At 61.4% G+C, this 15,729-nt stretch carries 4 protein-coding genes; 1 reads left to right on the top strand and 3 read right to left on the bottom strand.

Translation table 11 applies throughout. The features are described from left to right. Positions 1-444: 444 nt before the first annotated feature. The 3 genes from AAGS40_RS29700 to AAGS40_RS29690 form a co-directional block, all read right to left on the bottom strand. Positions 445-2,193, bottom strand: coding sequence for a methyltransferase domain-containing protein (locus AAGS40_RS29700; protein ID WP_345817790.1), 1,749 nt, complete (start codon positions 2,191-2,193; stop codon positions 445-447). 88 nt (positions 2,194-2,281) lie between these two features. Beyond that, positions 2,282-4,120 carry a peptide transporter gene (locus AAGS40_RS29695; protein WP_345817789.1) on the bottom strand — a complete coding sequence of 613 codons (1,839 nt, stop codon included), beginning with the start codon at positions 4,118-4,120 and terminating at the stop codon, positions 2,282-2,284. Positions 4,121-4,672: 552 nt separating this feature from the next. Then, the gene (locus tag AAGS40_RS29690; protein WP_345817788.1) at positions 4,673-14,335 is read right to left on the bottom strand and encodes an ESPR-type extended signal peptide-containing protein; all 9,663 of its coding nucleotides are present in this window, start codon (positions 14,333-14,335) and stop codon (positions 4,673-4,675) included. A gap of 1,064 nt (positions 14,336-15,399) precedes the next feature. On the opposite strand from AAGS40_RS29690, the gene AAGS40_RS29685 reads away from it, so the two are divergent. After that, a complete protein-coding gene (locus AAGS40_RS29685) occupies positions 15,400-15,690 on the top strand; it encodes a hypothetical protein (protein ID WP_345817787.1) in 291 nt (96 codons plus the stop codon). The last annotated feature ends 39 nt before the right edge of the window (positions 15,691-15,729 follow it).

Raw genomic sequence — 15,729 nt, 5'->3', positions numbered from 1 at the left:
GACGATTTCAGAAGCGAAAGCGAGGCGACTGCATGGGGTGCGTGCGCGGCACACTAGTGTTGCGCACGCACCCGCATTTTCTCGCAGCGTGGGCCCACGAGCGGCCCCGTCGCTCTCCTCTGCTGTCGACTTCACGTCCCATGTCTCAGCAACGGAGATGGAAAATGGGATCAGCCAGTTCTCCGCTTGCCGGCAAGACCGACGCTGCTGAAACTGACGCGAAGATGGCGTGATACCCGTTTCATTCCCGGCAGCGACCGCATACTGACTACAGTCCGGCCGGTCGCTGCGCATTGCGGACACGCACCGTCTCAAGCGTTGCACCGCAACGCGGTAAGCGGCCAGCGGCGCACACATGCAAGCACGACGGGTTATTGGGTCGGTTCGTCACGGCAAGGCGGTCTGTCGCCACCGCGCCCCCCGATTTGAACGGGTTTGCAGGAATTATTTCTCACGGACCGACAGCATCATTTCATGCAATCCTGCCTTAACCTCACTGAGGACACCACTCCAGTCTGCAAGGCGCGCCTGTCGGAAGATGCGCAGCCTGTCGTACCACGGGCTATCCTGCCGTCCGAGCATCCAGCGCCAGTCACTCACGGTGGGCAGCAGCAGCCAGACGGGCTTGCCCATGGCAGCAGCGAGGTGTGCTACCGAGGTATCCACAGAAATGACCAGGTCAAGGCATGCAATGGCAGCCGCAGTATCGGAGAAGTCAGCGAACTCGTGGCCCAGAGCGTGAACGGCCGTGTTCTGCGTTGCCAGCTGGCGAGCCTCCTCTTCGCCACGCCCCTTCTGCAGCGTGACGAAGTCGATGCCCGGCAGTTCAAGAACCGGCTGCAAAAGAGCGAGCGAACCGAACGAGCGGAACGCATCGTTTTCATGCGTGGGATTGCCCTGCCAGACGATTCCCACCTTCAGCGTGTCTGCCGGCAGGTTCATCTTTTCCGACCAGCGCAACCTTGCAGCGTTGTCTACCTTGACGTAAGGCGCCCGCGGAATTGCGTCGACCTGCAGGTCCAGATAAAGCGGAATGGAATGGGGAAATACCCAGAAGTCATGCTCGGGTAACGATGCGCGCATCGAAACCGGCAGCACCAGATCAGCGCCAGCCAGACCATCCCTGAGCGCAGGATACAGGGGGTCCTGGCACAGGACCGAAACGCGCGACGCGCCGAGTTTATGCTTCAGTTCGCCGGCGAAGCGGGCAAACATCAGCTCGTCACCCAGACCGAATTCAGTCCAGATCACAATCGATCGGCCGGCGAGGCTTTGCCCCTGCCACCGCGGGTACTCAACATCCGGAGCGGTTGGAGTGCGGCGCGCATCTGCAATGGAGGCTTCGCGGATTCGAAAGCCCTCGCGGTAGTTTCCGCGCTGCAATAGAAAAAGAGCGAGGTACATACGGGTCTGCTGCCCCGGCATCCTGCGTGTTGCCTCACGCCACAGCGCTTCGCATTCGTCCAGACGACCCTGCCGGCTTAGCAGATGGGCGAGTGCGTTATAGGCATCAAAGGATGGCGGTTCGAAAGCGCACGCACGACGCATCGCGGCCTCGGCAGATTGATCGTTGCGATCCTGATGTTCTGCGATCAGCCCTTCCGCGAGCCAGTCGGCCGCACTTTTCCCGGTGACAGGCGCAGCCTCGCGCTTGCGCCACACCCATTCGATCGCACATTCCGCATCACCCAGGCTCTGGTCAACCCCCGGCGCCGCGTGATCGTCGAAATCATGCCGGAGTTGAACGACACGCTCACATTCGGCCACCTGCGAAAATTCACGGTACAGATCAAGCACGTTCAACGAACGGGGCAGCGGCGACTGGGGTTTGTAGACGGTGAAGCTCCACTTATGCGTAGCGTTAAACCACGACGGCCAGTGGCCCCGTTCGTAAAGATCTTCATCGGGCACCGTGACGATCAGGAACCCGCCAGGCTTGAGGATACGCAACCAGTGTCGCAACGCCTCGCGCGGATCTTCCAGATGTTCCAGACAATGGCTCGAATGCACGAAATCGAAAGATTCATCCTGCACGCCGGCCATGAACTGAGCGTCGCCGTCAACGATGTCCCAGCCTCGCACGAGTCCCATGGAAGGGAAACGGTCCGCAAACAGCGATAGAGGTGTCTCTCCGCATCCAATGTCGATCCCTTCGCCTGCAAGATAGCGCTCGCAGAAAAGCGGGTCGCGCATGCGACGTAGCACCGCCTTCTCAGTTTCTCTCATGCACTCCCCAGCTCGTAATCTGTTATCTGCCGTCAAGCGGTCATAGGCACGGCGCTCATGCAGTCGTGCTTCGCTGCATCCACAGGTCGTGAATACGCTCTCCGAGAATGTGTTTGCGCCCTGCGAAGATGACATGCTCGATTGCCTTGGGCCCGCTGTACTTTTCTCTCAGCTCGAGACGCTCCTGCCTGTCGTTCACAAGGCGCAGCGCTGCCTTGACATAACTGTCCTGATCGGTCGTAACCATCCACGATGGGAATCCAAGACGACTGAACATGCCTTCATCAATATGCTCGTGCACCTCCGGACCCGTGCGGCATATCCCGACCATACCAGCAAAAACAGCATCGACGATGCCATTGGTGTTGCCGAATGGGAACGGATTGACGAACAGGTCGCAGTCAGCGAGCACCTGCATATATTGCCCATACGACTGATGTGCGTAGACAACGGCGCGATCACCAAGAAAGCTGTGCACGAGACGTCTGACCTGGGGAAGGATCAAGCCGACCGCCTGACCCACAAGAAAGTGGAACTGGACAGGCACCGATGCTTCATTAGCAATGCGCGCGCAGGTACTGAGAAATTGTGGGTTCAATTTCATCGTCGTGGCCGCCACCGCAATGCGCACGGTTTCTTCGGACTCGTCGCGTGTCCGCGAAAGCGTAAGGCCCTTCATCCCTTCTGGCGCCCGGTAGGGCATGCCATCCGGCGGCAGCACAAGCAGTTCTTCACTGAAACATGCCGGGTCGCCCAGATAATCCTCTTCAACCACGACGTAGTCCATCACCGTTGAATGCGATGTAGCGGGATGACCGAGTGCCATGAGTTGCAGGGGAGCAACGCGCAGATTGGACTGCAGCATGGTCAACGGGAACATCCCCACACTGGGCATGTATAGCACCTGAACATCCCGGTCGACGCAAAGGTCGCGGATATGTGCGATGTCGTCCCACACATTACCCGACTTCAGCTCGACGAACTCATCAAAGACCGCACGGCCGGTTTCATCGACCTGAGCGGCGTAGCCCAGCCCGATCACATGGAAATGCTTCCGCATGCCTTCCATTGTGAGTGAGTGAGTGCGATAAATAGAGTGGCCCGCTGTGAACCACTCGAGTACGACCGCAAGCACAGGTTTGCCGTTTTCCGGTGCGCGTGCGGGGTGACGCAGATCATCGAGGCCATGGGCGTGCAGTTTCCGACGGATCAGCTCGTTCAGGGGTCGCTTGATGTCGTGTTTGCGCGGGTAGTCCGCGTAGCTGCAATGCATATAGACATCGTGCAATATACCTCCGGGCAGGTCGTCAAGCTCGACCTGAGCCAGACGCTCTGGCAGCCACCTGAGCAGCGTCTCGCGCTTGCTATGCGCAGCTGGCGTACCAAGAAAGCGGGGCGACATCAGCGCCAGTGCCAGGCCCGCAGTCAGCTTCCTGTCGTGCTCCCACAGCCCATCCACGTCGACGGGGATCTCGGACTCGGGGAAGTAAAAAATCTCGAATTTACGCAGCTTCGCGTTTTCGACGCTGAAAGGTTCGATCCCAGGCGCCTGTTGACCCAACGATCGCAGAATATGGTCCCCGTTGCGGAAGGGGCTCGCAGCAAACATTGCCGATAGCCACCGATGCAGATTCAGGGTGGTTGCAAAGCCACTGTCTGAAAACTGGAACGCGGGGTCCGTTGCGAGCGTCGTAACAGCGGCGACCAGTCGGGCGAGTAAGTGTTCGTCAATCGCATCTGCGGCCTGAGCCGACTGCGCGGTGGCCTCAAACTGGCCCGCCATCTGACCGTACTGGCTATCAATTGCATGCAGTAACCCGACCAGTGCCCGGCCAGCCTGCTCATGCTGGCGGTTATAAACCGCGTATTCAAACTCTTCCAGCCTGAAGCTCATATCGCTCTCTCATGAATCGGTTTTGCTGTCAGGTCACTCCAGAGATATCCGGGTATGTGCACGCCGGCTCGACCGTGAGGCGGGGACCAGCGAGGCTGCACGGGGGTAACCGCAAGACATGCTGTAATACCTGAACCTGACAGATTCAGGATTTCAATTTCCCATACCTGCAGATGATCGGAAATGAGCAGATGTGATCGGTCGGGTGCGGCACGCCAGGCGGGGCTGCGAAAGCAGAAGTGAACCTCAGCGGTTCAGGGCGTGCCACGATATACGCGATGAGGGATGAATACTACGGTTATAGCCGTGTCGGCAGCGGCAGCATGGATCGGGAGTGAGGGTCGCCCGCCGCCTTACAGCAAGGCGCCACGCAGAATGGGACGGGACAGGAGAGATCTGGATTGCAGGTCCGGGAGGTGTCCGGCTTTGCGATGCCGGCCGATGAGTCGCTGCCTGATTCCGGCTCTATTGCAATGCCAGCTGATGAAGCGGTGAACACCGGGAAGAGAGCGATCCCTCCCCGGTGTTTCCGCCAGGTGTTACATCAGGCGCTTACTTTGCAGGCGCGGCCTGTGCGCTTTGCGTGCCGTGCACCCGGGCCCAGCCGTGCGCGCTCAGCCGGTACTGCTGCACCGACTGCGCCGGTGCACCCGCCTGGCCCACCTGCTCGGTGTAGAACACACTGTGCGTCTGCGGGTTGAACACGAACTCCGCCTTGCGGCTGCCGTCGGCCGACTCGTAGCGATAGCGCTTCGCGCCATTGCTGCTGTCCACCAGCTTCATCGGCTGCCCGAAGCCGTGTCCGTACTGACCGTCGCCCAGCAGCCGCACCGTGTCGCCCGCCCGGTCAAACTGGGCCTCAAACGTCAGCTCCGTGTCAGCGCCTACCGGCGGTGTGCCGTCCACCTGCATTGCACCATCCCACAGCTCACCACCATTGTGGAACGCGAGGAAGCCCATGCCCGCGACACCCAGCGCAGCCAGCCCGATGCCACCGGCGGTGCCTCCGCTACCGCCACCGTCGATGGTCGCGCCCGTGCCCGTGGCTGAAGCGCCGCCCGTGCTGCCGCCAGAGCTCGCACCCGAGCTTGCACCACACGTTGACGCGCTGCCTGTCAGGCCGATCACCGTACCCTCCAGGCATCCGCCCGAGGAGTTGATGATCAGCGGATGACCCGCAAGCATGCTGCCGGCGTCCGTGTTCACGGTACCGCCCGTGAGCGTCGTCGTGCCATTGCTGCTCACGTTACCCGAGATGTTCAGGTTCGCGGCTGTAATGTTCGTGCTCGTGTTGCCTGCCACCGTGCTGTTCGATGACGACGTGAAGTTGCCATCGCTGTTCGACGTCACGTTATTGCCGCTGACATCGCCACCCGAACCGATGGTGGTGTTGCCCGTGGTGTTCAGTGTCGTGTTACCCGTGCTCGTGTTGCTGCCCACGTTGCCCGAGATGTTCAGGTTCGCCGCCGTAATGTTCGTGCTCGTGTTGCCTGCCACCGTGCTGTTGGCGTCCGAGTTGAAATCACCGCCGCTGTTCGACGTCACGTTATTGCCGCTGACATTGCCACCCGAACCGATGGTGGTGTTGCCCGTGGTGTTCAGCGTCGTGTTACCCGTGCTCGTGTTGCTGCCCACGTTGCCCGAGATGTTCAGGTTCGCGGCCGTGATGTTCGTGCTCGTGTTGCCTGCCACCGTGCTGTTGGCGTCCGAGTTGAAATCACCGCCGCTGTTCGACGTCACGTTATTGCCGCTGACATCGCCACCCGAACCGATGGTGGTGTTGCCCGTGGTGTTCAGCGTCGTGTTACCCGTGCTCGTGTTGCTGCCCACGTTGCCCGAGATGTTCAGGTTCGCGGCCGTAATGTTCGTGCTCGTGTTGCCCGCCACCGTGCTGTTGGCGTCCGAGTTGAAATCACCGCCGCTGTTTGACGTCACGTTATTGCCGCTGACATTGCCACCCGAACCGATGGTGGTGTTGCCCGTGGTGTTCAGCGTCGTGTTACCCGTGCTGGTGTTGCTGCCCACGTTGCCGGCGATGTTCAGGTTCGCCGCCGTGATGTTCGTGCTCGTGTTGCCCAGCACCGTGCTGTTGGCCGCCGACGTGAAGTTGCCCGTGTCGGTCACCGTCACGTTGTTGCCCGTCACGTTGCCACCTGCGGCCACCGTCGTCGTGTTGCCCGAGATCGTGGTGTTGCCGTTGCTGCTGGCGTTACCCGCGATCGTCGCGTTCGGCACCGTGATGTTCAGGCTCTGGTTACCCGAGAGCGTGCTGCCCGGCGTCGTGTCCAGCGACGTACCGGCCACCAGCGTCGTGTTGCCACCGGTCACATCGCCCGACACCGTCACGTTGCTGCCCGCAAGCGTCGTGTTGCCAGTCGTCGTGTTGCTGCCCACGTTGCCGGCGATGTTCAGGTTCGCGGCCGTAATGTTCGTGCTCGTGTTGCCTGCCACCGTGCTGTTGGCGTCCGAGCTGAAATCACCGCCACTGTTCGACGTCACGTTATTGCCGCTGACATTGCCACCCGAACCGATGGTGGTGTTACCCGTGGTGTTCAGCGTCGTGTTACCCGTGCTCGTGTTGCTGCCCACGTTGCCCGAGATGTTCAGGTTCGCGGCCGTAATGTTCGTGCTCGTGTTGCCTGCCACCGTGCTGTTGGCGTCCGAGTTGAAATCACCGCCGCTGTTCGACGTCACGTTATTGCCGCTGACATTGCCACCCGAACCGATGGTGGTGTTGCCCGTGGTGTTCAGCGTCGTGTTACCCGTGCTTGTGTTGCTGCCCACGTTGCCGGCGATGTTCAGGTTCGCGGCCGTGATGTTCGTGCTCGTGTTGCCCAGCACCGTGCTGTTGGCCGCCGACGTGAAGTTGCCCGTGTCGGTCACCGTCACGTTGTTGCCCGTCACGTTGCCACCTGCGGCCACCGTCGTCGTGTTGCCCGAGATCGTGGTGTTGCCGTTGCTGCTGGCGTTACCCGCGATCGTCGCGTTCGGCACCGTGATGTTCAGGCTCTGGTTACCCGAGAGCGTGCTGCCGGCGAGCGTGTTCAGCGTGCCATTGGATACCACCGTGGTGTTGCCACCCGTGACATTGCCCGGGATCGTGATGTTCGTGCCCAGCAGCGTCGTGTTGCCCGTCGTCGTGTTGCTGCCGACGTTCCCACCGATGTTCAGGTTCGGTCCGATGATGGTGAGATTCTGTGTGCCCGTCACGTTGCTTGTGGGCGCGGTCGTCACGCTGGCCGTACCAATCAGCGTCGTGTTCACACCCGTGACATTGCCGAGCGCCGTGAGGTTCGCACTTTGCGCGGTGATATTGCCGCCACTCACGTTGCCCAAGGACAGGTTGTTCAGGCCTGTGATGTTCACCGTACCGTTCGGGTTGTTCGCCACTGCGTTGACCACACCGCCGAAGCTGTTGTTCGCATTGGCGAGGATCACGTTGCCCTGCGTGGCGTTCAGGTTGCTCGGGCCGCTTACATTGACCGTTGCGTTACCCAGCTGCCCGATGCTGCCGCTCGTGGCGCTCGCGTTCAGGCTGCTGCCGCTCACGTTGGCCAGCGTCAGGTTGCCCCCGCTTGCCAGCGCCACATTACCGCCGGCGCTGATATTCGGTGCAACGAAGGTCGCGTTTGCGCCTTGCGTCAGGTTCACGCTGCCCGGTGCGGTGATGGTCGACGCCAGCCCGTTCAGGTAGCCCGAGACCGAATCCAGCGCAATGTTTCCGCCCGTGATGTTACCGAGCGTCAGGTTACCCATGCCGGTGATGTTCACCGTACCGCTGGTGCTGTTCGCCAGCGCGTTGACCAGACCGCCGAAGCTGTTGTTCGCATTGGCCAGGATCACGCTGCCCTGGGTGGCGGTGAGACTGCTTGCCCCGCTCACGTTCACCACCGACCCCGCCGTCTGGCCGATCGAGCCATTGCCCGTGCCCAGCGTCAGCGCCCCGCCCGACACGTTGCCCAGCGTCAGGTTGCCCAGACCCGTCACGTTGATCACACCCGAGGGCTGCGCCGCGGTCGCACTGATCGCACCGCCAAACGTGTTGTTCGCGCTGTTCACGATCACGTTGCCCGCGCCCGCGTTCAGGCTGCTCGCGCCCGTCACGTTCACCAGCGCGCCCGCCGCTTCCACGATGCTGCCCGACGTGGAGGTGGCCGACAGATTCGCCGCGCTGATGTTGCTCAGCGAGACGTTGCCCCCGCTTGCGAGCGTCACGCTGTTGGCCGTGATGTTCGGCGCCACCAGCGTCGCATTCGCGCCCTGCGTCAGGTTCACCGAATTTGCCGCAATCGAGGCATTCGCACCCAGGATCTGCCCGTTGATCGCGTCAGCCACGATGCTGTTCGTGGCGGTGACCGTGGCCAGCGACACGTTGCCGCCGCTCACCAGCGTCACATTTGCGGCCGTGACGTTCGGTGCCGAAAGCGTCGCATTTGCCCCCTGGGTGAGGCTCACTGTTCCGTTCGGCGCGCTCAGGTTACCCAGTGCGCCCAGCAGCTGCCCGTTGCCCGAATCCAGCGCAATGTTGCCGCCCGTGATGTTACCGAGCGTCAGGTTACCCATGCCGGTGATGTTCACCGTACCGCTGGTGCTGTTCGCCAGCGCGTTGACCAGACCGCCGAAGCTGTTGTTCGCATTGGCCAGGATCACGCTGCCCTGGGTGGCCGTGAGACTGCTTGCCCCGCTCACGTTCACCACCGACCCCGCCGTCTGGCCGATCGAGCCATTGCCCGTGCCCAGCGTCAGCGCCCCGCCCGACACGTTGCCCAGCGTCAGGTTGCCCAGACCCGTCACGTTGATCACACCCGAGGGCTGCGCCGCGGTCGCGCTGATCGCACCGCCAAACGTGTTGTTCGCGCTGTTCACGATCACGTTGCCCGCACCCGCGTTCAGGCTGCTCGCGCCCGTCACGTTCACCAGCGCGCCCGCTGCTTCCACGATGCTGCCCGAGGTGGAGGTGGCCGACAGATTCGCCGCGCTGATGTTGCTCAGCGAGACGTTGCCCCCGCTTGCGAGCGTCACGCTGTTGGCCGTGATGTTCGGCGCCACCAGCGTCGCATTCGCGCCCTGCGTCAGGTTCACGCTGCCCGGTGCGGTGATGGTCGACGCCAGCCCGTTCAGGTAGCCCGAGACCGAGTCCAGCGCAATGTTTCCGCCCGTGATGTTACCGAGCGTCAGGTTGCCCAGAGCGGTGATGTTCACCGTACCGCTGGTGCTGTTCGCCAGCGCGTTGACCAGACCGCCGAAGCTGTTGTTCGCATTGGCGAGGATCACGCTGCCCTGGGTTGCGGTGAGACTGCTCGCCCCGCTCACGTTCACCACCGACCCCGCCGTCTGGCCGATCGAGCCATTGCCCGTGCCCAGCGTGAGCACCCCGCCCGACACGTTGCCCAGCGTCAGGTTGCCCAGACCCGTCACGTTGATCACACCCGAAGGCTTTGCCGCAGTCGCACTGATCGCACCGCCAAACGTGTTGTTCGCGCTGTTCACGATCACGTTGCCCGCACCCGCGTTCAGGCTGCTTGCGCCCGTCACGTTCACCAGCGCGCCCGCCGCTTCCACGATGCTGCCCGCGGTCGAATTCGCCGTCAGCGCCCCTGAGCTGATGTTGCCCAGTGTCAGGTTACCCAGACCGGTGATGTTCACCGTACCGTTGGTACTGTTCGCCAGCGCGTTGACCAGACCACCGAAGCTGTTGTTCGCATTGGCCAGGATCACGCTGCCCTGGGTGGCGGTGAGACTGCTCGCCCCGCTCACGTTCACCACCGACCCCGCTGTCTGGCCAATCGAGCCATTGCCCGTGCCCAGCGCCAGCACCCCGCCCGACACGTTGCCCAGCGTCAGGTTGCCAAGACCCGTCACGTTGATCACACCCGAGGGCTGCGCCGCGCTCGCGCTGATCGCACCGCCAAACGTGTTGTTCGCGCTGTTCACGATCACGTTGCCCGCACCCGCGTTCAGGCTGCTTGCGCCCGTCACGTTCACCAGCGCGCCCGCCGCTTCAACGATGCTGCCCGAGGTGGAGGTGGCCGACAGATTCGCCGCACTGAGGTTGTTCAGCGAGACGTTGCCCCCGCTTGCGAGCGTCACGCTGTTGGCCGTGATGTTCGGCGCCACCAGCGTCGCATTCGCGCCCTGGGTGAGGCTCACTGTCCCGTTCGGCGCGCTCAGGTTACCCAGTGCGCCCAGCAGCTGCCCGTTGCCCGAATCCAGCGCAATGTTGCCGCCCGTGATGTTACCGAGCGTCAGGTTACCCATGCCGGTGATGTTCACCGTACCGCTGGTGCTGTTCGCCAGCGCGTTGACCAGACCACCGAAGCTGTTGTTCGCATTGGCCAGGATCACGCTGCCCTGGGTGGCAGTCAGGTTGCTCACGCCGCTCACGTTGATCTTCGACGTGGCCAGCTGCCCGACACTACCATTGACCGAAGTCACAGCGAGGCTGCTACCCGTTACATTGGCCAGCGTGACATTGCCGCCGCCGGTGAGCGAGACGTTGCCGCCGGCACTGATATTCGGCGCAGAAAGCGTCTGGTTAGTGCCCTGCGACAGCGTGATGTTGCCCGGCGCGGTCAGGGTGGCGGGCGTACCGGAGATCGCACCTGCGGTCGAAGCAAGCAGCAGGTCGCTCGACGAGTTAAGCTGCCCGGTAAGCGACAGATTGCCCGCGCTGGTAGCAGAAATGTTTGCCGCCCTGATATTGCCCAGCGTCAGCGCATCGCCACTGCTGATGCCCAGGGAACCGGTGGCATTGAAGTTGACGGTCGAACTGCCATTCAGCACGATCGGTGTACCGCTCGCACTGGTGCCGTTCATGTTCAGTGTGCCGTTACCGCTTTGCACGAGGGTGCCGCCGGCCACGGACAGTCCGGTGCCCGACGATGTCGCCACACCCGTGATGTTCAGAACGCCAGAGCCGCCCTGCGAGAGATTGCCCCCGGTAAGCGACACCGCGGCTCCACCTGCCGACTGACCGTTCAGGCTCATCGAGCCATTGCCCGTCTGGGAGATCAGGCCGCCTACCTGGCTGACCCCAGGCCCTGTCGCCGTCGTCGAGGTACCATTGATCATGATGGCACCCGAGCCGCTTTGCGAGATAGTGGCGTAGGGATCAATAAGCGAGCCTCCCATGGTGCCTGAACCATTGATCGTGATGGTGCCGTTGCCTGTCTGCGCGATCGTTGAGTTTCCTACCGAGGGGCCGACGTTCGAACCGATAAATACGCCTGCATTGACCCCACCCGCTGCCGAGTTGCCGTTCAGGTTGATGGCACCCGTCCCCGACTGCTGGATCGAGCCGCCCGACACGATCAGCGCTGCGCTGTTTGTGCTCGCATTACGCGCATTGATGTTGATCGTTCCGTTGCCCGACTGGACGATCGAGCCCATGCCGTTGACGATTCCGTAGCCGGAGTCCGTGCCCAGCGCAAAGCCGTTACCGGTGTTGCTGGTACCGTTGAAGTTCAGCGTGCCCGGGCCAGACTGCGAGATCGTCGCATTGACAATCTCGATGCCGTCATACTGGTTTGGCGTGCCATCGCCGCCGGCCACCCCCGTCAGCGTGCCGCCATTGGCCGTCACGCTGGTCTGGCTGCCGTTAAGGAAGATGGCGCTGCTAAGCGTGTTCGTGGTATTGGCCGAGATGTTCAGGCTTCCGCCACCGGTATTGACGGTTGCGTTGTTCAGCGTCACGGAGCCCCTGCCTGCTGCGCCCTGATCGGCCAGCAGGTTGACATCCATCGCGCCGGCCGTGCTCGTGATACTGCCATTGAGCGTGATGCTGCCATTGGCTGCAAGCGTCACCGATCCATTGGCAGCGCCTGTTCCGGTCACTGCTGAACCGGCGCCCTGGGTGATATTGGCGCCGCTTACCAGCGTGACGTTTGACGCGCTGATATTACCTAGCGCAAGATTGCCGTGATCTGCAATGCTTACCGTGCCATTGGCGCTGTTCGCCAGCGCGTTGACCAGACCACCGAAGCTGTTGTTCGCATTGGCCAGGATCACGCTGCCCTGGGTGGCATTCAGGTTGCTCGCACCGCTTACGTTGAGCGCGGAGCCGGCAAGTTCAGTGATGCTGCCGCCGGTCGCCGTCGTTGACAGATTCCCCGCCGTGACGTTGCCCAGCGCAACACCCGCGCCGGCAATGGTCATGTTCTGGGCACCGCTGGAGACGTTGCCAGCGAGGGTAATATTCGCACCGCCCGAGATGTTGAGCGCACCAGCCTGACCGTTAGCGACCGAGGTCAGCGTGCCTCCCGACGCGACGAGCAGGTTGCCCGTTACATTCAGGTTGCCGACGCCGAGCGTGCCACCATTGTTCACGGTCACGTTCGATGAATTGATCGTCCCGACCGTGTAAGACCCTCCTGTGGCATTCGATCCGCCCACCCTTCCATTGATGACGATGGTGGGCGCACTGATTGTCGACAATGAAGAGTTGAAGAGATTGACAACGCCGATCTGGTAGCCCGCGCCGGCATTAACACCACCGCTTGGCGCGTATGGGCCCACGTAGAAGCTGTTGTTCGCGGTGAGCGTGGTAGGCAACGATGACGGGCGCGCGTCCAGAAACCCGAGGATGGAAATGTTGTTTGCGGTGATGTTCAGGCCATTCAGGCCATTCGAAAGGCCGATGGCACCGTTCGCATTGATGGTAAAGTTGTTATCGGCGTGGATGGTCAGCATAGTTGCTGACCCGGTGCCGAGCAGCCACCCATTGAATGCCACGTCCCCGGCGCCAGCGCCTGCGCCCGAGGTTGTGATGGTCACATTGGACGAATTAAGCGCATTCTGCAACGTCCCGATATTGACGTTCGCACTGCTTGCATTGCCGGTGCTGAAGCCGCCGGTCAGATTGCCGTTATATCCGCTATCGGCGGCGGAACTCACGGTTACATCGGTCGGGTCGATCAGCCACTCACCGTATTTACCATTCGGGGCAGCGCCGGTGACATTGCCGTTGACGTTCAGGTTATGGCCGGAGGTTTCCACAAAGCCGCCGTCGCCATGCGCCGAACCCATGCTGACCGTTGCGCCCGCATCGACCTGCGTATAGTTCGCGAGGCCAATCTCGCCGACCATGCCCGCGGCAGCGCTACCCGGGATCTTGTGGAGGTTGTCGCCCCCGATGATGACCTGGCCACCTGCGGCATCACCCGAGGCGTCAATCGAGGCATTGCCAAAGAGCCCCACGCGGTCGCCCGAGAGCACCACCGTGCCACCCTTCGTGCCCGCAGCCCTGCCCGCCACGTCAATGGCGCCCGTCATCACCACGTCGCCGGTCGTGCCGCCATCGAGCACCACCGCGCCGGAGCCTGCGGCCACCACGCCCGAGAGGTTGATCACTGTCTGCAGCAGCGTATTGGCGCCGCGCGCGCTCAGCTGCACCGTGCCGTTAGCGGCCTGGATCTGCCCGCTGCTGTCCACCAGCGCCTGCGCACTGGCGCCCGTCAGGTTCAGCTGCACGCCCTGGCCATTGGCCAGACTCACCACCGCCGTGTCACCTGCGGCGAGCACCACGTGGCCATTGTCGGCGCGGATGCTGCCGCTGTTATGCACCTGGTCGCCCATCAGCACCACATAGCCACCGGGGCCCGCCGTGATGCTGCCGTCATTGCGCACCGCGGCGCTGGTGCCGCTACCGGTCAGCTTCAGCGCATTGCCCGCCATGAAGTCGGTGGCCGACACCTGCTTGGTGGTGGCAAGGAGCGACCCCACATCCACCACCGCACCGCGCCCGAAAATCACGCCATTGGGGTTCTGCAGCAGCACCTGGCCATTGGCCAGCAAATGCCCGAGAATCGTGCTGGTGGTGCCACCAATCACGCGGTTAAGCGTCTGCGACTGGGCATTGGGCTGCACGAACTGGACCGTGCTGCCCTGACCGATATTGAACGAATTCCAGCTGATCACCCCGCGCTGCGAGCCCTGGGTGATGATCATGTTCTGGCTGCTGCTCGAGCTGATCGTGGCCTGACCGGTCACCACCTGTGCCCCGGTAGGCAGACTCTGCGCCAGCGCAGCCTGCCCCCCGCCCACCAGCCAGGCCGCGAGAGCAAATGGCGTGAGCGCCAGCAGGCGGGTTCTGACCGCGCCCAGCCCCGCGCCCATGCGTGCGCCGGCCGCCTTGCCGTCGACCGTCACATCCTCGCCCACCGCCACCAGCATCCCGTGCTTCCTGCTGAAAACAAGCTGGTACAGGTTCTTGTTCATCTCGATACCTTTCGTTCAGTTACGGTCATCTGTCGCTCCAGCCGGAGCGGCAATCTCATACTACTTAGTTATCCGAATGTTCATTACAAGTCCAAATTGCGCAGAATTTTGGACTTGACTCAAGCAACAGCCATAAAACTGGTTAGTCCTTGACTACATAGCAATAACAATTCACTTCCTGGGATGCAAATACGCTCGTGATGCCGGCTAGCTTCTGTTTATGAAATCGATCTGCAACCATCAAGACATCACCATGACCAAAGACTTCTCCATCGTCATCCCGCATGTCGCATGTCGCTGGGAGCGCAAGCATTGCACCTTGGCCTGCAGCAGGCTCATATAGTGTCCGCAAGCGCTGGAGCGGTTGCTCAGGCAGGACCTGGTGTCCATACTCATGCGGATCTTTCGATGGCCGACTTGCGGCAAGCCTGCAATGCGGTACTCCACAGCAACTGCAACCCGTAACTACCTTCGCCTGGTACTTTCCTAAACTACGCGCTGGTAGTACGTGAAAGCAGACTATCAGCATGAACCGCCAGAATCATGATGAGATGTGAATGACGGGTTGGCGCAACAGCGATTAACTTGGTGCACAACCGTGGAATGTGCGGCAGGTTTGTAGAGGAGGCTTTGCGAGCGCGATATGGAGTCCGGCGTTAAGCCACTTACGAATTGACTACCGCCAGATCTGTATCTTTAAAAAACGCATCCGCAGCCATAGAAGGCAGAAGCTGCAATCTGGATTCTGTCCCTGCTTCGAGCGGTGCCTTCGGTCATCAAACCTTGCAGCAGACAGGCCCAACGACTCATCGGCCGTTTAAAAGCAGGCTCCGGCAGACGAAGGGCCGCGATTTCATGAACGCTCATGCCAATGAAGGCGATCCCACCTACAGTAGCTGCTGGAACGTGGATCGTAAGCGTTCGATGTAAATCACTCGTTCTGCGACAAACCTGCTTCTGGTAACGCGAACGGACCTAGCTATATTTGAGCAATTATTGCCCGTTGTACCGGATGCTCTAGCATCGCTGTTCGACGACGTTTCAGTTTTGATCCTGCCAGTCGTATGAATCGACGCTTATACCTTTATCAGGGATTTGAAATCGGCGTGGTGCCTTTGATAATCCCGTCGACCCCGAATTCCAAAAAGTACTATCGGTGCGTTGTTTCGATCCGTAACCTGGCCGACGACAGCTGGCTGGAGATTTTCCCCCATGGGTTCCCTGCTACGTTCCGCTTTCAAACCGAGTTTGATGCTGTCCTTGATGGCTGCATTGCTGCGGAGCGCCGTATCCATCTTCACCATGCTTATCGCCAGGGTTCCGCCTTTCAGCATGCAAGCGCAACGACGACATAAGTAGCAGGCAGCCGAAGAAATGGCGGCTTTTGCAGGCTC

The organism is Paraburkholderia sp. PREW-6R (assembly GCF_039621805.1).
GTDB lineage: Bacteria > Pseudomonadota > Gammaproteobacteria > Burkholderiales > Burkholderiaceae > Paraburkholderia.
Note: the sequence above shows the minus strand (reverse complement) of the source record. Positions and strands in the feature narration are given on the sequence as shown.

Bases quoted from the DNA above. Each gene is read 5' to 3' on its own strand.
- AAGS40_RS29700 (WP_345817790.1), bottom strand. From the start codon at position 2,193: ATGCGCGACCCGCTTTTCTGCGAGCGCTATCTTGCAGGCGAAGGGATC.
- AAGS40_RS29695 (WP_345817789.1), bottom strand. From the start codon at position 4,120: ATGAGCTTCAGGCTGGAAGAGTTTGAATACGCGGTTTATAACCGCCAG.
- AAGS40_RS29690 (WP_345817788.1), bottom strand. From the start codon at position 14,335: ATGAACAAGAACCTGTACCAGCTTGTTTTCAGCAGGAAGCACGGGATG.
- AAGS40_RS29685 (WP_345817787.1), top strand. From the start codon at position 15,400: ATGAATCGACGCTTATACCTTTATCAGGGATTTGAAATCGGCGTGGTG.